The sequence below is a fragment of the Halomicrococcus gelatinilyticus genome (assembly GCA_024227995.1).
In the GTDB taxonomy this organism is placed as follows: domain Archaea; phylum Halobacteriota; class Halobacteria; order Halobacteriales; family Haladaptataceae; genus Halomicrococcus; species Halomicrococcus gelatinilyticus.
This window is the reverse complement of the sequence record CP100465.1, coordinates 2,674,574-2,693,713: the sequence shown is the minus strand read 5'-3', so window position 1 is coordinate 2,693,713 and position 19,140 is coordinate 2,674,574. Positions and strand designations below refer to the sequence as shown.

Sequence of the window (19,140 nt, the reverse complement as noted above, 5' to 3'; positions counted from 1 at the left end):
TACGCTATTATCCTCGGTGCGAACGGCCTTATCTCGTGTGGCCGTCCGACGGTCGAAAACGGACTGAGGACGGGAACACTCGCCGCGATACGACCGGACGAGGCGTCACATCGGCAGGACGGTGATGCCGACGAGGACGATGGCACCGGTCCCGAGCAGCACCATCACGCAGTAGCCCATGATGTCCCGGACGGAGAGGCCGCTGATGGCCAGCAGCGGGATGGCCCAGAACGGCTGGATCATGTTCGTCCAGGCGTCGCCCCACGCGGCGCCCATGGCGACCCGGGGGACGCTGGTGCCGCGCGTCTGCGCCGCCGTCACGAGCGTCTCGCCGACGACGGCCCACTCGCCGCCGCCGCTCGGCACGAAGACGTTGACGATGCCGGCGGTGAGGAAGGCGATTGCGGGCAGGGCGCCGTCGGGCGACACCTGCACCATCCCCTGGGCGATCTGGGTCGCGAGGCTGGTCGACCCCTCGGGCGCGTAGCTCATGATACCCATGATACCAGCGTAGAAGGGGAACTGGAGGATGATGCCCCAGACGTTCTCGACGGCCTCCTTCATCGCGTCGACGTACGCCGCTGGCGTGCCGTGCAGCAGCAGGCCGAGGAAGAGGAAGGTGAAGTTGACGATGTTGAGGTTCAGGTTGTTCCACGGCATCACGCCGTCGTTCACCAGCGGAACGGCGAAGTAGAAGATGACGGCGACCATACCGGCGAGGCCGACGGCCCACGCGACGGCAGCGGAGTGTTCGATGCGGTCGGCGACCGTCGCGTCGTCGGCCGGCGCGGCGACCGCGGCCGCGGGTTCGCCGCCGTCCGCCGCTGCTTCCTCGAGCTGTGCCGGGTCGATGGTCGTCTTCTTCCCCTCGTCGTCGGGGTACATGAGGTAGTAGAGCGCGGGCAGGAAGACGAGGCCAACGGCGACGAACAGCACGAGGTTCGCCACGGTGAAGATGGTCTCGCCGGTGGCGATGGTCGAGGTCAGCACGCCGTCGTCCAGCAGGAAGTTGCCGCCCTCGGCGGTGGAGTTGAGCACCAGCGGGATGGAGCCGGCGAGGCCGCCGTGCCAGACGACGAACCCGGAGTACGCGCCGGCGACGATGATGGGAAAGTCGATGCCCCGCATCTCCGCCGCGACCTTGCGGGCGAAGATTGCGCCGACGACGAGCCCGAGCCCCCAGTGGACGAACGACGCGACCGCGGCCACGAGCGGGACGAACGCGGCTGCGCGCCGCTCCGTCGACGGGACCGCGGCGAGGCGCGACAGGACGCCGTCGACGAGGTCGGTCTGTGCCAGCGCGTACCCCGTCATCAGGATGAGCGTCATCTGCATCGCGAAGCTGAGCAGCCCCCAGAACCCGCCGTACCAGCCGTCCGTCAGGACCAGTCGCGCGTGCGTCGCGTAGGTCTCCGACGGCTGCACGAACGCGAACGCCAGCCCGTACGCCACGAACGACAGCAGGATGGCGAACAGGAAGGCGTCCGGGAGGTACCGCTCCACGATGCGCGAACTGCCCTCGGCCATACGTCTGATTGCATTTGCCATAGCTACAGGTTCGAGACATACCAGGAATGCATAAATGTTCGTCAGACGTTAGCACAGTCGACAGTCGTGCGACAGAAACGCAGGCGCGTGACGAGTGCGTTCGTCCGCCGTGGAAGGACGCGACGACGTGACGACGACACCCTATCTTACCGTCAGTGGTGGGCCGTCCGGCGTTCGTCGCGGTCCTCCTCGCCGAGGACGAGGTGGAAGACGACGGTCCCCCAGCCTTTGAACGCCCGGTGGAAGACGGTGAACTCGGCCATCAGCACGGTGGACCCGAAGACGAGGTAGAGGACCATGAGCCACGGGACGGACGGGACGACGTTCGTCCCGACCCAGATGAGACCCGTCGCGGTGCCGACGACGATGGCGGTGATGGCGACGACGCTCGTCCCGACGTATATCCCGTAGGCGACGAGGCGTGCGACGTAGTACCGGGCGGTGGCGGGGAGCGAACGGAGGACGGCCGTGACGCCGGAAAGGGACCGCAGGACCGGTCCGACGCCAGTGGCATTCTTCTGCATACCACACCGGTTGGCCCAGCGACAGTAATAATGTTTCGGACATGTAGGTAGGCGTGACTGAACGGCGCCGGTGTCAACCCGTGGCTATTTAGCCGCGGCCGCGCCCAACTCCGAGTAATGCTCACCGGAGTGAACGTTGCGCTGGGGGTGACGGGCAGCATCGCGGCGGTGAAGATGGTGGAGCTCGCCCACGAACTGCGGCGGCGAGGCGCGTCGGTCAGGGCGGTCATGACCGACAGCGCGCAGGGCATCCTCCATCCCTGGGCGGTCGAGTTCGCCACGGAGAACCCCGTCGTCACGGAGATAACCGGCTCCGTCGAGCACGTGGAGCTCTGCGGCCGCGACGGGTGGGCCGACGTGCTCCTGGTCGCTCCCGCGACGGCGAACACCGTCGGCAAGGTGGCGTCCGCCATCGACGACACGCCGGTGACGACCTGTGCGACGACGGCGCTCGGGGCCGACGTCCCCGTCCTCGTCGCGCCCGCGATGCACGAACCGATGTACGACCACCCCGGCGTCCTCGACGCCATCGACCAGCTGGAGGAGTGGGGCGTCGGGTTCGTCGCTCCGCGCGTGGAAGAGGGGAAGGCGAAGATAGCCACGGAGGACGCCATCGTGCTCGAACTCGCGCGCACGGTCACGCCGAGTCCGCTCGAAGACAGGCACGTCGTCGTCACCAGCGGCGCGACCAGCGAGCCGGTCGACCCCGTCCGCGTGCTGACCAGTCGCGCCTCGGGCAAGACGGGGCGGGCCGTCGCGCGCGCCTGCTACGCGTACGGCGCGAACGTGACGCTGGTCCACGACGCCCCCGACACCGACTACGCGACCGGTCGGCGGGTCGAGACGGCCGACGAGATGCTGGAGGAGGTTCAGGACCTCGTCGGCGCGCTCCCGGTGGACGCGCTCGTCTCCGCAGCCGCCATCAGCGACTACACCGTCGACGCAGCCGACGAGAAGCTCCGCTCCGGCCAGGACCTCACGCTCGACCTGGAGCAGACGCCGAAGCTAATCGACACCGTCCGCGAGTCGAACCCCGACCTGCCCATCGTCGGGTTCAAGGCCGAGACGAGCGGCGACGACGACGCGATGGTCGATGCGGCCCGCGAGACGCTGGAGCGGGCCGACCTCTCGTTCGTCGTCGCCAACGACGCCAGCGTGATGGGCGAGGACGAGACGCGGGCGCTGTTCGTCCGCGAGGGAACCGTCCGCGAACACCGCGGGAGCAAGGACGAACTGGGCTTCGAGGTCACGGACGAACTCGCCGACGAACTGGCGGCCCGCGAGTAGGCCCTTCGGGGTCGGTGCCCCGCCCCGTCTGGTTTGGAGTACGCCTTTAGGGCCTGCCGTGCTTATCTCGAGGGCATGAAGGTCGCTGTTCTCGGCGCCGGGTACGCCGGACTGACCCTCGCTCGACGGCTGGAGCAGGGGCTCCCGGACGACGTCGACCTGGTCGTCGTCGAGGAGACGGGCGAACACCTCGTCCAGCACGAACTCCACCGCGTCGTCCGCTGGCCGTCGCTGCGGGACGACATCACCATCCCGCTCGACCAGGTCCTCGACTGCGAGGTCCTGAAGGCGACGGTCGAGTCGGTCGACGTCGACCGGAACCGGGTGGAACTGCATGACGGGGGATTCGCGTACGACTACGCCGCGGTCTGTCTCGGCGCGACGACCGCGTTCTACGACCTGCCGGGCGTCGCGGAGCACGCGACGCCGCTGAAGCGCATCGAGCACGCGCAGGTCATCCGCTCGGACTTCCTCGACGTACTCGACGGGAAACCGGAGGACGGCGAGGAAGGGGATGGAGCGGTCGGCGCGGGGGAGGAGGCCCGCGTCGTCGTCGGTGGCGCGGGGCTGTCGGGCGTACAGGTGGCGGGCGAGCTCGCCGCGCTCGCGCGCGAACAGGGCGGCGACCCCGACGCGGGGCGGCCCGAGATACTGCTGCTGGAGCAACTCGACCACGTCGCTCCCGCGTTCCCCGGCAACTTCCAGTCGGCGGTCCGCGAGCAACTGGAGCGGCGCGGCGTCGTGGTGCGGACCGGCGCGACGGTCGAGCGCGCGACGGCGGACGCGGTCGACCTGGTCGACGGCCGCGTCGAGTACGACCAGTTCGTCTGGACGGGCGGCATCCGCGGGCCGGAGGCGCTCGACGGCGAGCGCCCGCTGGTGCGCAGCGACCTGCGCCTCGGGGACGGGACCTTCGCGGTCGGGGACGCCGCGCGCGTGGTCGACGGCGACGGCGAGTCGGTGCCGGCGAGCGCGCAGGCGGCCATCCGCGAAGCGCGCGTGGTCGCGGCGAACCTGCTGCGACTCGTCGAGCACGACCGCGGCGGCGACGACCTGTTCGAACCGCGACTCGACCCGTTCACGTTCGACTCGCCCGGATGGCTCGTGTCGGTGGGGGACGGCGCGGTCGCGCAGGTCGGTCCGACGGTGCTCACCGGCACCGCAGCGAAGGCGCTGAAGGCGACGGTCGGCGCGGGCTACCTCTCGTCGGTCGGCGCAGTCCGGAACGCCGCGGAACTGGTCGGAGAAGAGGTCGGGTGGAGCGACTAGACGGCCGGGATGCCGAAGGCCTCGGCGGTGACGACGTTCAGGAACGTCAGGACGTACAGCACCACGGTCACCGAGAGCCAGGCGATGAAGCCGATGGCGATGGCGTTGCCCCAGCCACCGGGGTAGCGCACGTTGATGACCCAGACCCACGCGACGAGCGCGAGGATGCCTCCGACGAACGGGACGAAGACGGCGACGATCCACCAGACCAGCGAGCCGACGATGGCCGTGATGATGGCGTAGCCGTAGTCGTCGGTCCCGGTGACGACGCGCGCACCGACGTAGATGCCGAGCGCGCCGATGAGCAGACTGACGACGAACCCGACGATGGGGCCGAAGATCGAAACCATACGGGACCACGTACGACGGAGCTGTTTTTATAAGAACCGTTTGCGGACGCGACCTGCACCGCGACTGCGCGTTGCCGTGACGCAGACCGCCGGGGTCGGTTCTCCCGCAACCATCGGGTCGAATCCCCTGCGACCGCCAGGGTCGAATCTGCTCGCCGGGCGAAAGGAGTGCAGTCGAGTCGCGTCCGTTCCCGTCCTCGCCGCGACGACAATTTTAATACGAGTAAAGTGGCATCAACTTTAAGTCACTGGCCTCTCGTTGGTGGGTCATGGCACGCGAGAGCACACTTGACACTGTCCTTATGGGTGCGGTCGGGCTGGGAGCAGCGGCCGTCGTCGGGTCGCAGGCGCTCGATTACTACCGGGAACGCAGACGGCGGTCTGGCGCACGTGTCGTCTGCACCGGATGTGGCGAGTCGATGCCCGTCGACGAGGTGATGGACCCGGCGGTGACCTGCTCGTGCGCCGCCGGCGTCCGGACGGAGTGAGCGAGGCCGAGACGGCGGTCAGACCGGGAGTAACTCCCGGCAGGGCGAGGGGCGGCGACGAAACCGCGCGTCGACGAGACAGTCGCGCGCATACTCCGGCGTTTCGGTGCGGATAGCCAGCGTGTAACTAAGGACATGTCGCGCCTACTATAGTACTGCGAGCGGCGTGACGCGTGTCGGGCGTCGACGGTCGATCCACGCGTCGGTGACCGCGCAACGCCGCAAGGGGGGTCAGGAGTGACATACACAGTAGTGATAGGTCTCGACGGCGCTGGCTTCGAACTGCTCGAACCGTGGCTGAACGCGGGCGAACTGCCCAATCTCGCACGTATCGTCGACGGCGGGGTGGCGGGCAACCTCCGGTCGGTCCTGCCGCCGGTGACGTCGCCCAACTGGAAGGCGTACGCGACGGGGAAGAATCCCGGCAAGCTCGGCGTGTACTGGTGGTACAACGTCGACACGGAGGACGAACGGGTGTACCTGCCGAACGACCGGTACCACGACCACGACGAGTACTGGGAGCTGCTCGACGACCGCGAGCGCGTCGGCGTCGTCGGCGTGCCGACGACCTACCCGCCGAAGTCGATGGGGGAGTGCGTCGTCTCCGGCGCGCCCGACGCCGACGCGTCCGGGTTCACGAGTCCGTCGTCGCTGGAGACCGAACTCCGGAGCGAGTTCGACTACCGGCCGATCACGCGGAAGTCGCTCGACTCGGGAGACGAGGCGGCCTTCGAGGAGGTCCTCGACCACATCGACACCCAGTTCGAGGTGGGCAAGTACCTCCGGGAGACGCGGGAGCTGTCGCTGCTCCAGCTGACGACGTTCTACGTCAACGCGCTCCACCACCACCGCTGGGACGGCGAGTACTCGCTCCGCGCGTGGAAGATCATCGACGACCACCTCGGCGACTTCCTCGACGACGGTGCGAACGTCGTCCTGATGAGCGACCACGGCCACGCCGAGATCGAGCGCGTCTTCTACGTCAACACGTGGCTCCAGGAGCAGGGCTACCTGTCCTTCGACGCCAGGGTCGCCAGCACGCTTCACAGTCTGGGCGTCACGGCCGACCGCCTCAAGGAGACCCTCGCGAGCGTCGACGAGCGCCTGCCGTTCGACGTCCAGACCGCCGCGAACCGCCTCGCGCCGCGCGCCGTCGTCGACCACCTCCCGAACGACCGGGGGGAGGTCGGCCGGGGGAAGATCGACACTGCGAACTGGGAGCGGACCCGGGCCGTCGCCAGCGCCCAGGGGCCGGTGTACCTCGCCGTCGACGGTCCCGAGCGCGAGATAGTCCGCGACGAACTGCTGCAGAAGCTCTCGACGCTGGAGACGCCGGACGGTCGCCCCGTGGCGAAGGCGGTCTACCGCGGCGACGAGGTCTACGATGGACCCTACGCCGACGAGTGGCCCGACGTGGTCGTCGACAAGGCGCCCGACGTCCACGTCTCCGACAAGGTGGGCAGCGACGAGGTCTTCGCCCGCGAGCACGACGCCTGGGACGGAGTGAACACGCGGTCGGGCCTGTTCGCGGCGACCGGACCGGCGTTCACGACCGGTGACGTCGACGGCCTCTCGATACTGGACCTCGCGCCGACGCTGCTCCACATGCACGGCGAACCCGTCCCGCGAGACATGGACGGGCGCGTCCGGGCCGACGTCTTCGCCGAGGGAAGCGACCCGCGGACGCGCGAGGTGACCTTCCGCGACGCGCCGACGGCGCGCACCGACGGCGGCTAGTCGTCCGCCGGCGCGCCCCCGACCGTAACGGCCCGTTGAATCCCGGTTCGCGGGTTAGGGGGACCCACCGAGCGACGCCACGTCGGCGCTCGGGAGGCGACCGTGAACCGTCCCGAACGGTCGGCCGGACCGCCGGCGCGTAACGCCGTTCCGGTCGAGGAAACCAACGCTTCGGTCCGCACCAGCACCGGAAACCAAAGGTGAGCTCGGTCTCGCCCCGACCATCAGAGGGAAAATAGACGTAAACCGGAGCCACGTACGTTCTCACATGGAACGGAACCTCCGTCAGTGGCGACGGTCGGCCGTCGCCGGGACGGCACTCGGCGCGCTCGCGCTACCGGTCGCGTTCGCCGGCGTCGCGCTCGCCCACGGCGGCGACGACGGCTTGCATCACCACGACGGCTGGATGGGCACGCACGGCGGCGTCGGCGGCTGGATGGGGGACGGGACTGGGCTGCTCTGGCTGCTCGCCGTCGGCCTCCTGCTGGTCGTCGTGGGGCTCGTGCTCTACGCGGCCCTGAGCGGCCGCTCCGGGAGTGACCGCGACGGACGGCCCGGCAACCGCACCGAGGACGCGATGGCGGTGCTCCGGCGGCGCTACGCGCAAGGCGAGATCGACGAGGACGAGTTCGAGCGCCGGCGCGCGCGACTGGAGACGGACGGCGGCCGGGCGACCGACGGTGGCCGTCCGACCGTCGGCGGTCGGACGGAGGAGTAGCGGCGACGGGGGCTACCCGTCGAGTCCGCGCGAACCGACGTACCGCCGCACCGCGAAGTAGGCCGCCAGCGAGGCCACCGAGTAGACGGCGACCATGCCGTGCGTGAACGCCGTGGGCGCGCCGATGGCCAGTTTCGCCACGGTGTTCGCGGGGGTCTCCGGGAGCAGGTAGGTCGCGCTGAAGAGGACGAGGATGCCGAGCGAGAACAGCAGTTGGGCCTGCTTGCGGTCGCGGAACCGCAGCGCGAGCGTCGCTCCCAGCGCGACCACGACGAGCGAGAGCGCGGTCGCGAGCACCAGCAGTTCGGCCGGGTTCGAGACGTTCGTGCCGTTGGCCGACAACAACAGCAGCCACGTCCCTGACTGGAGCGGCGCGAGGACGCCCATCGCCAGCAGCTTCCCGTCGACGATGTCGACGTTCGTCAGCGGCGTCACCCGCAGCAGTTCGAGCGTTCCGCGGTCGAACTCCTCGGTGATGGTGTCGACGGCGACGCTCCCGCTGATGAACACCGGCAGGAACACGAGCAGCGGGACGAGGACGGTGTACGTGAACCCGAAGTAGGGGCTCGCCCGGGTCTCGCGGGGCGGCTCGATCGGCTGCTGTTCGAGTCGGGAGGAGAGACGGTTGCGCTCGGTGCGCTCGAAGGCGTCGAGCACCTCGCGCAGTTGGGTGACGACGAGCGTCGTCTTCACGTTGCCGTCCGGCGCGATGGCAGTCACCTGCGCCCGGCCGTCCGGCGTCCGCTCCACCCTGAGGACGGCGTGGACCTGCCCCTGCCGGAAGCCGTTCATCGCGGTCTCGAAGTTCGGATACTCGACCGCCTCCCAGTCGTCCTGGCCCTCCAGGACGGGCGCGACGTCGCTGCCGGCCTCGCCGGTCACGCCGAACTCGACGGTGTATCCGTTCGACGCCGCACCGGGGTCGTACAGCGAGACGAGCCCGACCGCGAGGAACGAGGAGAACGCCGCGACGAACAGTTGGATGAGGATGGCGAGCACGATGGTCTTCTCGCTGCGGAGGGAGGCGAGCTCCCGCCGCGCGACGGTGAGCCGTCTATCCAACGTAGCTCACCACCGTTAGGTTGTATGACGCGTGAACCAGCGTCGCCACCACCAGCGCCCCGAGGTAGGCGTTGCGGTCCCGGCTGGCCCCGAGCGCCGTCACCGTCGCGGTGACGACGTGGAGCGCCAGCGGCGCGAACAGGAGGCCGGCCAGCACGAGCGGCGTGGCCTCGACGCCGAGTCCGGTCGTGACGCCGAACGCGGCCTGTCCGAGCTCCTGCCTCGGCAGTCCGACGAGCTGGGAGATGGCGGTCGCCTTCTCGCCGAGGAAGAAGCCGAGACCGCTGAGCGCGCCCAGGACGCCGACGTCGTCCAGCGTGCGGCCGAACCGTTCGTGCTCGAAGCCGGCGTAGACGTGAACGCTCTTGGCCACCTCCTCGACGAACGCGATGGCGACCAGCAGGACGGGCATCGAGAGGCCGACCGGCAGCGCGAAGAGCAGCGCGACGGCGAGCAGTTCGCCGACGAAGACGAACGGGATGGAGAGGGCGCTGAGCTTCGCCACGCTGCGCCGGCCCGATAGCTGGCTGTCGAGCGCGTCCAGCGCCTTCATCGGCACCGACCGCTGGGTGAACATGTCCTCCTCGCGGTAGACGCCCGCGCCGAGCGCGAACAGGACGCCCGCCGAGAGATAGAGCGGCAGCGTCGAGAAGGCGTAGTCGGCCAGCGGCACCGCCTCGCCCTGCAGCGCGGTCACCACGAGCGTCAGCGGCGAGATGGCCGCGATGGGGTGCACGTCGGTGAAGATGGCCGGGATGAACGCGTAGGAGGTGAGCAGGACGGACAGCGACACCGTCACGAACGTCAGTTCCTTGAACGACCGGGCGAACATCCCGCCGACGAACGCACTGGCGAGAAAGAGGAGGGCGATGGGGAGGACGGCCGCGACCGACGTGGCGACGGTGCCGGCGAGCGTCAACGCGTCCGCCCCGCCGGCGGGCGTCATCGAGACGATGCCGACGGCCGTCAGCGTCGCGATGGCGACCATCCCCGTCAGGTACGGCAGCGTCTTCCCGGCGATGATGTCCCCCCGGGAGACCGGCGAGACCAGCAGGAGTTCGCCCCGCTCGTTGACGCGCTCGTCGAGGACGCTGCTCGCGTACGCCTGGATGACGAAGTTCATCGGCAGTACGAACGCGAACGCGAGCACCAGCGACTCGAAGGGGAACGGCGGCGTGATGTCGGAGGGCGACCCCTGGCGCTGCTCGTCGACGAAGACGGACGAGCCGCCGCCGACCGACGGCGCGCTGATGGCGCCCGCCCCGCCGTCCGGCGGCGACTGCGCGCCACCGTCGGCGCTCTCACCGCCGGTGCTCCCGCCGAGTCGCTGCTCGCCCGGCGCGGTCGTCCGCGTCGTGACGTCCCGCGGCTGTGCGGGCTCGCCGCCCTCGCTTCCGGTGGCGTTCTGCTCGGAGTACAGCAGGGTGACGTTCACCGGGAACGCGGCGGCGCGGTCCGGTTCGTCGACCATCATCTCGTCGTTGTACGACGTGACGGTCTTCCGGAGCTCCGAGAGCGCGGCCTTCCCCTTCGGGTCCTCGTCGAACAGTATCCGTCCGGGGGGACAGAACCCGGCGTCGGGCGGGCAGACGAACAGGTCGACGCGCTCGGACTCGTAGTTACCGGCGGTCGGCTCGACGACGGCGAACGTCGAGTCGTCCGTGACGGGGCCGTGGTACTGGCTCTCCCCGGAGACCCCGACGGTGTAGATGCCGTCGTCGAGGGTGTTGCCGCGGTCGACGACCAGGGGAGTGAGTCCGGCGACGAGCAGGAGAACGACGCCGAGGACGGCGAGCGTTCGGCGGTCGAACTGCCCGGCGTTCTTGCTCACCTCCCAGCGCGCGATGCGGAGCGTCTTCCGTAGCTTCACGGTCGTCCCTCCACGTCCGGCGACTCCGCCGCCAGGTCGAGGAAGATGTCCTCCAGGCTCGGCGTGTGCGTCTCGATGTCGACGACCTCGCCGCCTGCGGCCGCCGCGCGCTCTCGCGTCTCCTCGACGGCGTCCATGCTCGCGACGACGCTGCGATAGGTCTCGGTGTCGTCCTCCGGTTCGGCTCCCTCCACCTCGACCGTGGTGTAGACGTGGTACGCGGTCTGGCCGTGCTCCTCGCGGATGGCCTCGACGCTCCCGCGGGCGACGATGCGACCGTCGTTCATCACGGCGACGCGGTCGCAGATGCTCTCGACGTGGAAGAGGTTGTGCGCGCTGAACACGACCGTCTTCCCCGACTCGGCGAGCTCGCGCGTGAACTCGACGATGTAGTTCGTCGTGAGCGGGTCGAGGCCGCTCGCCGGTTCGTCGTAGATGAGGACGTCCGGATCGTTGACCAGCGAGCGCGCGATGGCGACCTTCCGCTTCATCCCCTTCGACATGTCGCCGATGCGTCGGTCGCGGTGGTCGAGTTCCAGCCTGTCGAGGGTCCGACCGATGCGGTCGGTCGCGGTCGCGTCCGGGACGTCGTAGAGGTCGGCGAAGAAGTGCAGATAGGAGCGAGCCGTCATGTCCTCGTACAGCGGCGACTCCTCGGGGAGGAAGCCGAGGTAGTTCCGCATCTCGGGGTCCTCCGCGTCGTAGCCGGCGACGTGGGCCGTCCCGTCGGACGGTTCGATGAGGCCCGCGAGCATCTTCAGGGTCGTCGTCTTCCCCGCTCCGTTGGGGCCGACGATGCCGAACACCTCGCCCTCGGGGACGGCGAAGCTGCTCCCCTCGACGGCGGTGAAGCCGCCGTATTCCTTTCGTAGGTCGTCGACTTCGATCATCGAGATGTTCGACACTCGATACTGGAGGGACTTGATTGTATGCCTCTTCGCGGCCAGGGAGACCGTCTTCCTCCCTGCGGTCTGCGACGACGCGACGATCGCCCGGACCGTCGCAGACACTCTCCTGTCAGTTTCGCCAGTTTACAATTCGGGGCGAGAGGAGGTAACGCTGCGGAACGGACCGGACGACTGCCCGTGCGCTGTCCGCCGGGAATGCTCTCGCCGTCCGTCCGGGTCGCACTGCCCGTGTCGTGCCGGCGTGACCGACACACTCCGTTGCGGTAACATTTTCCTCGGGGTTCGACCACGCGGGAGAAGACAGCACATATTTATGGGTAACTTTCCAACGACTAGCCAGCATGGATTCCAAGCGGCCAGCGTTCGTCGCGGTGCTGGGGACAGCGCTGCTTGCGGTCGCAGTCGACCCCGCGCTCGCGCAGGGGTACGATTCGACGACCGAGGAGCTCATCCGTACGCTGAACAGTCAGCTACTGTACGCGGCGATTCCCATCACCGTACTCGTCGAGGGCATTCTCATCTACACCGTGTGGAAGTTCCGGAACAACGACGACCCGCTCCCGACGAAGGAGAACCGTCGACTCGAGATCACCTGGACCGTCGCGACCGCGATCGTCCTGCTGTTCGTCGGCTACGCGTCGTACGGCGTGATGGCCAACGGGGCGGTCACGACGACGCCGGAGGACGCGAACAACGTCCCCGAGAACGCCGTCGAGGTCGATGTCGTCGGCCAGAAGTACATCTGGAACTACGACTACCCCGAACAGGGCATCGAGGGCGCGAGCACGCTCGTCATCCCGAAGGACCGCCCCGTCTACCTCAACGTCACGTCCACGGACTGGATCCACTCGTTCCACGTCCCCGAGATGGGCCTGAAACAGGACGCTCTTCCGAACCAGCACAACGTCATCAAGACCACGCCGACCGACACGGGCACCTACACGGTCTACTGTGCGGAGTACTGTGGCGTCGGCCACTCCAACATGCTGAGCGAGGTCGAGGTCCGCACCCAGGAGGGCTACCAGCAGTGGCTCAACGAGCAGGGTGCCAACGGTGCCAACAACAGCACGGCCGGTAACAGCTCCGAAGCGTAACGGACGCTCTCCTTCTCATCCGACGTCCGACGACCGACCACGAGTGGCGTCGCCGCTCCGGTACTCGCCACCACGACGCAACCGCTCCGCACGCCGTGACTCGGCAATCCCCGTCATCCGCGCGCCTCGCCCGACGTCGACCCCTGCTCGTCACGACCCGATCTCCGTCGGTCGCCAGCGACGCCCCGGCCCAGAGCAACACGCACGTTCAGGAGAACACACTCCGTCAGGGGTGACGTGCTCTCGCTGACCGTCACGACGTCCCCAGAGCGCCACAGGTCGAAGCGAAGCGACTGGACTGCGTGAACGGCAGTCGCGGGAGACGCGACGGCGACGTCATCTCGGCGAGTCGAAACGCTACCGCAGCGTCCGGCCGGGCAGTCGTGCACGGGTCGGACAGTTCTCCCGGAGACAGCATGGAGTGGAATCCCGACTGGCGTTAGGCCGTTCCGTCGCGTACCGCGTCCCCCGGTCGTGTTCGTTGCGCAACTCGCGACGCGGGATGACGACGGGGGAGAGGACGGCACCAGTCCGGACCGCAACCCCGCGACGCCGACGCCCGCGTCGACCGGCGAAGCCAGAAGAGAGGACCGCCTGCAGCGACGCTGTGTGCGCAGCGGCAGACGCACGCGACGACGCGACGCACGCTGCAACCCGCAGTCAGCAGTGACGCCACTGCCGGTGCTGGTCGACGGGCAGAACGGAGGAAGGTTCAGGGCGTGGTCAGACCGTCATCTCCGCGCCGGCGTACAACACGACGACGAGGAAGATCCAGACGGCGTCGACGAAGTGCCAGTACATCGAGACGGTCGAGACGGAGACGTGACGGTCCGCGGAGTACTGACCGAACAGCGCGCGGATGAAGACGATGCCGAGGAGGACGGCACCGAGGCTGACGTGCAGGCCGTGGAGGCCGGTCAGTCCGAAGAAGGCGCTGTTGAACACGCCACCGGTGAGGGTGAAGCCGTGGTGGACGATGAACTCGTAGTACTCGAGCACCTGTCCGCCGACGAAGATGATGCCCAGCAGCAGCGTCACGCCGAGACCGGCGAGGAACCGTCTGTGATTGTCCTTCCGGAGTTCGACGTGCGCCCAGTGAAGGGTGACACTGCTGATGACCAGGATGGTCGTGTTGATGAGCACGAGCGACCCCATCAGCTCGCCGAGGCTGCTGGTCATCGGGATCAGTTCCGGGAGTTCGTCACCCGCCGGAGGCCAGGCCCCCGCGCGGATGAAGAAGTAGTAGACGAACAGTGCGCCGAACGTCGCTATCTCGGACCCGAGGAACGCGACCATCCCCCAGCGCAACGCCGTCGCGCCAGACTCGTTCGTGTCCCGGGACCAGAAGTGTTTCACGAAGGCGTGGTACACCCACCCGTACAGGCCGGTGAGGAAGATGAACACGCTTCCGATGAACACCGCCGGTCCGATCATCGGGCTGACGATCTGTTCGCCACCGTGGCCGAGCACGTACAGTGCGGCACCGACGTAGAACCCGGCAGCACCGACCGCTGTGATGAAGGGCCACCACGACGCCTCGCCGAAGCCCTGTGGCCAGTCCTCGACGGCCGGCAGGTGATGACCGTGCTCCTCTGTTGAATCGTCCGTTACTGCCATACTGGAACGGTTACCCTTCGACTACTAAAAATGCACCCAAAAATCTTCGCCGCGGTGCGCGTGCAATCACGACCGGGGGACCGACCCGAAGACGTTCGACGACCGACCGGCGTTGCCGCACCAGCGTCCGCGACGACGTGACGCGACGGAAGGCTCGACCGCTGACGGAACAGCTATAGAGACGTACGTACCACAATTAGCGGCTTTTTTCACTGCCCGACGATTGCACACGAACGTGGCGTGCGAGCGAGCGTCGCCACGCTCGGGACCGTCAGGGAACAGTCATCATCGCCAGCCAGAGAAAAGTCATCCACCCCCACGGAGCGCGCCACACGGCCACCCCTTCCGGTCCGCTCCCGACGCGTCGAACTTCGAGCGCACAGCGCCGTACTGCCCGCCGCCACTCCACCGACACGTTTGCCACCCGAGTCACCTCCGTTCGGCCCGACCCTGTAGCAGCAGTCCGATTCCGAGCAGCCACAGCGAGACGCCCAGTCCGGCGGCGCCGACGTACAGCGCCCGACCCGGTGCCGACGACTGCGTCGAGTCTCGCGACAGCGTCGTCGCGACGGTCCGCACGACGTCACGCACGGTCGCCGACTCGTCGACGACGCCGACCACGCCCACGACGACGACAGAGAGCGCGAGGACGAACAGCGCGGTCCCGGCGGCGATCGCGAGCGTGCCGAGCGCGTGCGTCCGTCGAGCGTCCATACCGCCCGACGTTCGACGGCACGTCCCTTAGACCTGTCCGCGCTGGCGGACGTACCAGACCGCGAACCCGAGCGCCAGCATCAGCAGTCCGCCGGCGAAGAACAGCAGCCCCGGCGGTAGTCCAGCCGCGGCCTCGGTACCGCCGGCGGGAGCGGTCGTCGACAGCGCCTCTGACGTCTGCGTCGCCGTCTCCGTCGTCGTCGTGACGCTCGTCTTCGTCGCCTCCGCAGCCGTCTCCGTGGCGGTATTCACCGCGTCGGTGGTCCGCGTCGGTGCTTCGGCCACGGTGGACCGCGTCGTCGAGTCGGTCACGGACGAGGTAGCGGAAAGGTTATCGGTGGCGTCAAGCGCCGTGGTCCCGTCTGCCGCATCACCGGTCGTGGGGCCGCCGCCACCGCCCGCGTTCGAGGACGCGTCGAACGCCAGCAGGTCCCCGGTCGAGAGGCGCTGGACGAAGAGGCTGGCGAGGCCCAGCGCCCCGACGCCTCCCAGCAGGTTCGTCAGTGCGGACTTCAGACCCACGGTCTCCTCCTCGTTGCCCGCGAACAGGACCAGCGGCTCGGCCGTCGGGCCGTAGACGTCCATCTCCCGACCCTTGCTGGAGTAGACGGTGTCGACGACCTCCACGAGGTCGCCGTTCTCCAGCTTCCCCAGGTGGTACTGGACGTTCTGGAGCGAGGTGTCGACCCGGTCGGCCAGGGCGGCGGGCGACGCGGGGTCGTCGTACAGTTCGGCGAGGATGTCGCGGCTGGTGTCCGAGGAGAGCGCCGCCAGCAGGTCGTCGGCGTCGTCGCTGTCGACGCCGACCACCCGCGGGCCCCTGTCGTCGTCCGCGGGGTCGACGCTGGAGGGTAGGAAGTCGACCATACGGGAACATGCTGGACCCCGGATATAAACCCGACGTAGGAGGCGTCCGTCGCGCGACAGTCGAGAGAGCCAATCAGTCGTTTTAAGGCAACCGACGGCAAAGCGTCGCGTCGTCAACCACGATGGAAGCCGATACGACCAGGGACTCCTTGCGTCCCTTCCTGCAGATACTCGCCGAACCCCGCAGGCGGTACGCACTCTATCACCTTCGACGTCACGAGGAAGCCACCGTCACGCGACTCGCGGACAACGTCGCGGGCTGGCTGAACGCGGCACGGTCGGAACCCCTCTCCGCCGAAGCGCACGTCCGCCTCTACACGGACCTGCACCACACCGACGTGCCGAAACTGAGCGCGGCGGGCCTGATCGAGTACGACGAGGCGAACGAGCGTGTGACCGTCGCGGAGTTCCCCGACGTGTTCGACAGCCTGCTCGACGTGACCCTGGAGTTCGACTCCGCGCAGTCCTGACCCGGTCCGCGTGGCCCGACCCCGTCCGCGCTGTCGCGGACCACTCCTGTTCTCGCTCCCCTCGACTCGCCTTCCGGGCCCCGCTGCATCGTCACCTCGCGTCCCGACGGACACGTCTTCCACGGTCCCCCTCTACGGCTCGTCCGCTACTTCGCACACGCCCGAGTTCCCGCCCGCCCACGTCGGGATTCCCGCACTCCACCCCGATTCCCGACCGTTCCCAACCATATAAACCGTCCCGGCTCCCAGTTGCTCGCATGGAAGCGTTCGCCCCGGGAAGCGTGACGGCCGTCTTCGCGCCGGCCGAGTCCGGCGACGAGTCGCGCGGTGCGAGCCTGGCCATCGAGGACGGCGTCGTCGCCAGCGTGTCGGACGCCGAGGAGACCGTCGTCACCCTCGACGGAACGGCGACCGCGTTCGAACCGGTCGAGGTGCTGCTCGACGACCTCGGCGTCGACGCCCGCGTCGATTTGACCGCCGACCTCCCGGTGGGGTGCGGGTTCGGTGCGAGCGGTGCGGCGACGCTCGCGACCGCGCTCGCCGTCGACGAGCGGTTCGACCTCGGCGCGACCCGTGACGAACTCGTCGAAGCGTCCCACCGCGCGGAGGTTGCCGCCGGCACCGGTCTCGGCGACGTGTTCATCCAGGAATCGGGCGGGCTGGTGACCAGTTACGGCGACGGCATCCGGCGCTACCACCGCGACGACCCCGTGGAGTACGTCTCCTACGGCGGCATAGCGACCAGCGACGCGCTCGGCGACCCCGGACTGATGGCCGAGGTCGAACGCGTCGGCGGCGCCGTGCTCGACGCCCTCCCCGCGGAGCCGTCGCTCACGCACCTGCTCGACCGGTCCTGGGAGTTCGCGCGCGAACTCGGCCTCCCGACCGACCAGGTCCGGGAGGCGGTCGCCGACGTGGAGGCCGCCGGCGGGACGGCCAGCATGGCCATGCTCGGCGAGACGGCATTCGCCGTCGGCGTCGACGGCGTCCTGGACGAGCGGACGCGGATCGCCGCCGAGGGCGCGCGACTGCTCTGAGGGAACGCGACCGCTGACGGAATGGACTCTTCGTTCGCAGGTACTGCATCGGCAAGGCGAGAAGCGACCGGACTGGAAGTCGTCGCAGAAGGTAAGCCGGTGGAGGGATTTGAACCACGCCGACGTCGCTCGCTGCCGCTCGCTCGTCGTCTACTTCAAATCCCACGAGTGCTTTCGCTGCTCACGTTCGTTCGCACAGAAAGCCGGTGGAGGGATTTGAACCCTCGGCCTATTCCTTACGAAGGAATCGCTCTAGCCAGTCTGAGCTACACCGGCACGGCGTACCTCGCTTCGCATTCATTCGTTCCGTCAGTACAGCCATAAGAGTTGCGAAATCGCTGCCGGGCTGCCGGGGTGACGACTTCGCGTTTACCGCGTGAGGCGGACGTCGAGACAGACGTTCAGTTCGTGCGGCGCGTACGAGCGGACGACGTGGCGCGTCTCGACCGCGACGTCGTACTCCGGTTCCGCGGCCGCGCGGATCGCCGCCTCCCCGGGACCGAACGGGTCGTCCTCGTGCTGGATGTCGTAGTAGTGGAGCACGCAGTCGTCGCTCGCGAGGCGAATCGCCGCGTCGAGGAACTCGTCCGCGCTGTGTGGCAGGTTCATCACGACGCGGTCGGCCCAGTTCCCGTAGTCGGCGTCCGTCGCGTCGGAATCGCCCGCGGCGACGTCGCGAACGTCGCCGTGGATGGCGGTGACGCGGTCCTCGACGCCGTTCCGGCGCGCGTTCTCCCGGAGGTACTCGATCGCCACCTCGTTGATGTCCACGCCGACGACGTCGGCGCCACGCTGGGCGAACGGGACGACGAACGGGCCGACGCCGGCGAACATGTCGAACGCGTGTTCGTCGTCCGCGACCTGCTCCGCGACGCGGTGGCGCTCCGTGGCGAGGCGCGGGGAGAAGTACACCTGCGCCACGTCGAGCGCGAACTCGCAGCCGTACTCGCGGTGGACCGTCTCGGTTCTCGCTCGCAGTTCGTCCGGTTCGGCCTCATCAGTCGCCAGTACGTCCCAGTCGCGCACCCGGCGGTCGCCCTTGACCTTCGACGCCCGATTCAGCACCGTCCGCACCGGCAGGTCAGAGGCGACGATGGCGTCGGCGATCTCGCGGGCGCGGTCGGGGTCGTCCTCGTCGACGATGACGATGTCCCCCAGGCGCTCGTAGCTCGGTTCCTCGCCGAGGAGGTCCGCCGGCATCGTCTGGGTCTCCCGCCGCGGGACGTCGTGGTCGACGACCTCGAAGGATCCCGGAACAGCCTCGGGGTCCGCCACGGGGACGTACAGCCAGCCGTCCTCGACGACGATCTCGCGGTCGTCCCGGAGGAGGTTGGCCTCCGCGAGTTCGCGGCGCGTCTCCTCTCCGCGTTCGCGCTCGACGCGCACGCACGGCGTTTCCATGGTTTCAGTTCTCTCGAACGGGCGTTAACGCTGACGCTTCGGGACGCCGCACTGCGGGTAGTCGTCGGGATACCGTACCGACGTCCGGTGGTATTCCCGATTACCGCTGCGTATCCGTCGTTACGACCGTTCACGGGGGACACGTTCCTGACCCGACTGCCTGGGCCCGGATAGCGGGC

The 19,140-nt window shown here is 68.5% G+C and carries 18 protein-coding genes and 1 tRNA gene; 8 read left to right on the top strand and 11 right to left on the bottom strand.

What is annotated here, in order from left to right; translation table 11 throughout:
- Nucleotides 1–105 precede the first annotated feature (105 nt).
- Both NKT36_RS14260 and NKT36_RS14255 read right to left on the bottom strand, forming a co-directional pair.
- Complete coding sequence (locus NKT36_RS14260) at nucleotides 106–1,548, bottom strand: short-chain fatty acid transporter (protein WP_327051723.1); 1,443 nt, start codon at nucleotides 1,546–1,548, stop codon at nucleotides 106–108.
- 152 nt (nucleotides 1,549–1,700) lie between these two features.
- On the bottom strand, nucleotides 1,701–2,072 hold the full coding sequence (locus NKT36_RS14255; RefSeq protein WP_327051722.1) for a hypothetical protein: 372 nt from the start codon (nucleotides 2,070–2,072) through the stop codon (nucleotides 1,701–1,703).
- A 117-nt stretch (nucleotides 2,073–2,189) separates the two neighbouring features.
- Between NKT36_RS14255 and coaBC the strand changes: the two genes are divergently transcribed.
- Both coaBC and NKT36_RS14245 read left to right on the top strand, forming a co-directional pair.
- The gene (gene coaBC, locus NKT36_RS14250) at nucleotides 2,190–3,359 is read left to right on the top strand and encodes a bifunctional phosphopantothenoylcysteine decarboxylase/phosphopantothenate--cysteine ligase CoaBC (RefSeq protein WP_327051721.1); all 1,170 of its coding nucleotides are present in this window, start codon (nucleotides 2,190–2,192) and stop codon (nucleotides 3,357–3,359) included.
- 75 nt (nucleotides 3,360–3,434) lie between these two features.
- The gene (locus NKT36_RS14245; RefSeq protein ID WP_327051720.1) at nucleotides 3,435–4,628 is read left to right on the top strand and encodes an NAD(P)/FAD-dependent oxidoreductase; all 1,194 of its coding nucleotides are present in this window, start codon (nucleotides 3,435–3,437) and stop codon (nucleotides 4,626–4,628) included.
- Here NKT36_RS14245 and NKT36_RS14240 read toward each other — a convergent pair.
- Nucleotides 4,625–4,978, bottom strand: a complete 354-nt coding sequence (locus NKT36_RS14240; RefSeq protein ID WP_327051719.1) for a hypothetical protein — start codon at nucleotides 4,976–4,978, stop codon at nucleotides 4,625–4,627. The genes NKT36_RS14245 and NKT36_RS14240 overlap by 4 nt on opposite strands.
- A 269-nt stretch (nucleotides 4,979–5,247) precedes the next feature.
- On the opposite strand from NKT36_RS14240, the gene NKT36_RS14235 reads away from it, so the two are divergent.
- The 3 genes from NKT36_RS14235 (at nucleotide 5,248) to NKT36_RS14225 (ending at nucleotide 7,921) form a co-directional block, all read left to right on the top strand.
- Nucleotides 5,248–5,466 (top strand): hypothetical protein, encoded by a 219-nt coding sequence (locus tag NKT36_RS14235; protein ID WP_327051718.1) that lies wholly within the window; start codon nucleotides 5,248–5,250, stop codon nucleotides 5,464–5,466.
- Between the two features lie 252 nt (nucleotides 5,467–5,718).
- On the top strand, nucleotides 5,719–7,203 hold the full coding sequence (locus NKT36_RS14230) for an alkaline phosphatase family protein (RefSeq protein ID WP_327051717.1): 1,485 nt from the start codon (nucleotides 5,719–5,721) through the stop codon (nucleotides 7,201–7,203).
- A 268-nt stretch (nucleotides 7,204–7,471) separates the two neighbouring features.
- Complete coding sequence (locus tag NKT36_RS14225; RefSeq protein ID WP_327051716.1) at nucleotides 7,472–7,921, top strand: SHOCT domain-containing protein; 450 nt, start codon at nucleotides 7,472–7,474, stop codon at nucleotides 7,919–7,921.
- 12 nt (nucleotides 7,922–7,933) lie between these two features.
- Here the strand turns inward: NKT36_RS14225 and NKT36_RS14220 are convergent, their stop codons facing one another.
- The 3 genes from NKT36_RS14220 to NKT36_RS14210 are packed head-to-tail and all read right to left on the bottom strand — an operon-like array spanning nucleotide 7,934 to nucleotide 11,743.
- Nucleotides 7,934–8,983 carry an ABC transporter permease gene (locus tag NKT36_RS14220; RefSeq protein WP_327051715.1) on the bottom strand — a complete coding sequence of 350 codons (1,050 nt, stop codon included), beginning with the start codon at nucleotides 8,981–8,983 and terminating at the stop codon, nucleotides 7,934–7,936.
- On the bottom strand, nucleotides 8,976–10,853 hold the full coding sequence (locus NKT36_RS14215) for an ABC transporter permease subunit (protein WP_327051714.1): 1,878 nt from the start codon (nucleotides 10,851–10,853) through the stop codon (nucleotides 8,976–8,978). Before NKT36_RS14215 ends, NKT36_RS14220 begins: the two co-directional genes overlap by 8 nt.
- Nucleotides 10,850–11,743 carry an ABC transporter ATP-binding protein gene (locus NKT36_RS14210; protein ID WP_327051713.1) on the bottom strand — a complete coding sequence of 298 codons (894 nt, stop codon included), beginning with the start codon at nucleotides 11,741–11,743 and terminating at the stop codon, nucleotides 10,850–10,852. Before NKT36_RS14210 ends, NKT36_RS14215 begins: the two co-directional genes overlap by 4 nt.
- Before the next feature lie 359 nt (nucleotides 11,744–12,102).
- On the opposite strand from NKT36_RS14210, the gene coxB reads away from it, so the two are divergent.
- Nucleotides 12,103–12,855: a cytochrome c oxidase subunit II gene (gene coxB / locus NKT36_RS14205; RefSeq protein WP_327051712.1), complete on the top strand. Its 753-nt coding sequence runs from the start codon at nucleotides 12,103–12,105 to the stop codon at nucleotides 12,853–12,855.
- Between the two features lie 723 nt (nucleotides 12,856–13,578).
- On the opposite strand, the gene NKT36_RS14200 is transcribed toward coxB, so the two are convergent.
- The 3 genes from NKT36_RS14200 to NKT36_RS14190 form a co-directional block, all read right to left on the bottom strand.
- Nucleotides 13,579–14,472 carry a cytochrome c oxidase subunit 3 gene (locus NKT36_RS14200; RefSeq protein WP_327051711.1) on the bottom strand — a complete coding sequence of 298 codons (894 nt, stop codon included), beginning with the start codon at nucleotides 14,470–14,472 and terminating at the stop codon, nucleotides 13,579–13,581.
- A 429-nt stretch (nucleotides 14,473–14,901) separates the two neighbouring features.
- Nucleotides 14,902–15,186, bottom strand: coding sequence for a hypothetical protein (locus NKT36_RS14195; RefSeq protein ID WP_327051710.1), 285 nt, complete (start codon nucleotides 15,184–15,186; stop codon nucleotides 14,902–14,904).
- A 27-nt stretch (nucleotides 15,187–15,213) separates the two neighbouring features.
- The gene (locus NKT36_RS14190; RefSeq protein ID WP_327051709.1) at nucleotides 15,214–16,053 is read right to left on the bottom strand and encodes an ArsR/SmtB family transcription factor; all 840 of its coding nucleotides are present in this window, start codon (nucleotides 16,051–16,053) and stop codon (nucleotides 15,214–15,216) included.
- A 122-nt stretch (nucleotides 16,054–16,175) separates the two neighbouring features.
- Here NKT36_RS14190 and NKT36_RS14185 point away from each other — a divergent pair, with 122 nt between their 5' ends.
- The gene (locus NKT36_RS14185; protein ID WP_327051708.1) at nucleotides 16,176–16,523 is read left to right on the top strand and encodes a DUF7344 domain-containing protein; all 348 of its coding nucleotides are present in this window, start codon (nucleotides 16,176–16,178) and stop codon (nucleotides 16,521–16,523) included.
- Between the two features lie 257 nt (nucleotides 16,524–16,780).
- Nucleotides 16,781–17,560 carry a GHMP family kinase ATP-binding protein gene (locus NKT36_RS14180; RefSeq protein WP_327051707.1) on the top strand — a complete coding sequence of 260 codons (780 nt, stop codon included), beginning with the start codon at nucleotides 16,781–16,783 and terminating at the stop codon, nucleotides 17,558–17,560.
- Nucleotides 17,561–17,761: 201 nt separating this feature from the next.
- On the opposite strand, the gene NKT36_RS14175 is transcribed toward NKT36_RS14180, so the two are convergent.
- Both NKT36_RS14175 and NKT36_RS14170 read right to left on the bottom strand, forming a co-directional pair.
- Nucleotides 17,762–17,836, bottom strand: a tRNA-Thr gene (locus NKT36_RS14175).
- A gap of 93 nt (nucleotides 17,837–17,929) precedes the next feature.
- Nucleotides 17,930–18,961 carry a class I SAM-dependent methyltransferase gene (locus tag NKT36_RS14170; protein WP_327051706.1) on the bottom strand — a complete coding sequence of 344 codons (1,032 nt, stop codon included), beginning with the start codon at nucleotides 18,959–18,961 and terminating at the stop codon, nucleotides 17,930–17,932.
- Nucleotides 18,962–19,140 lie beyond the last annotated feature (179 nt).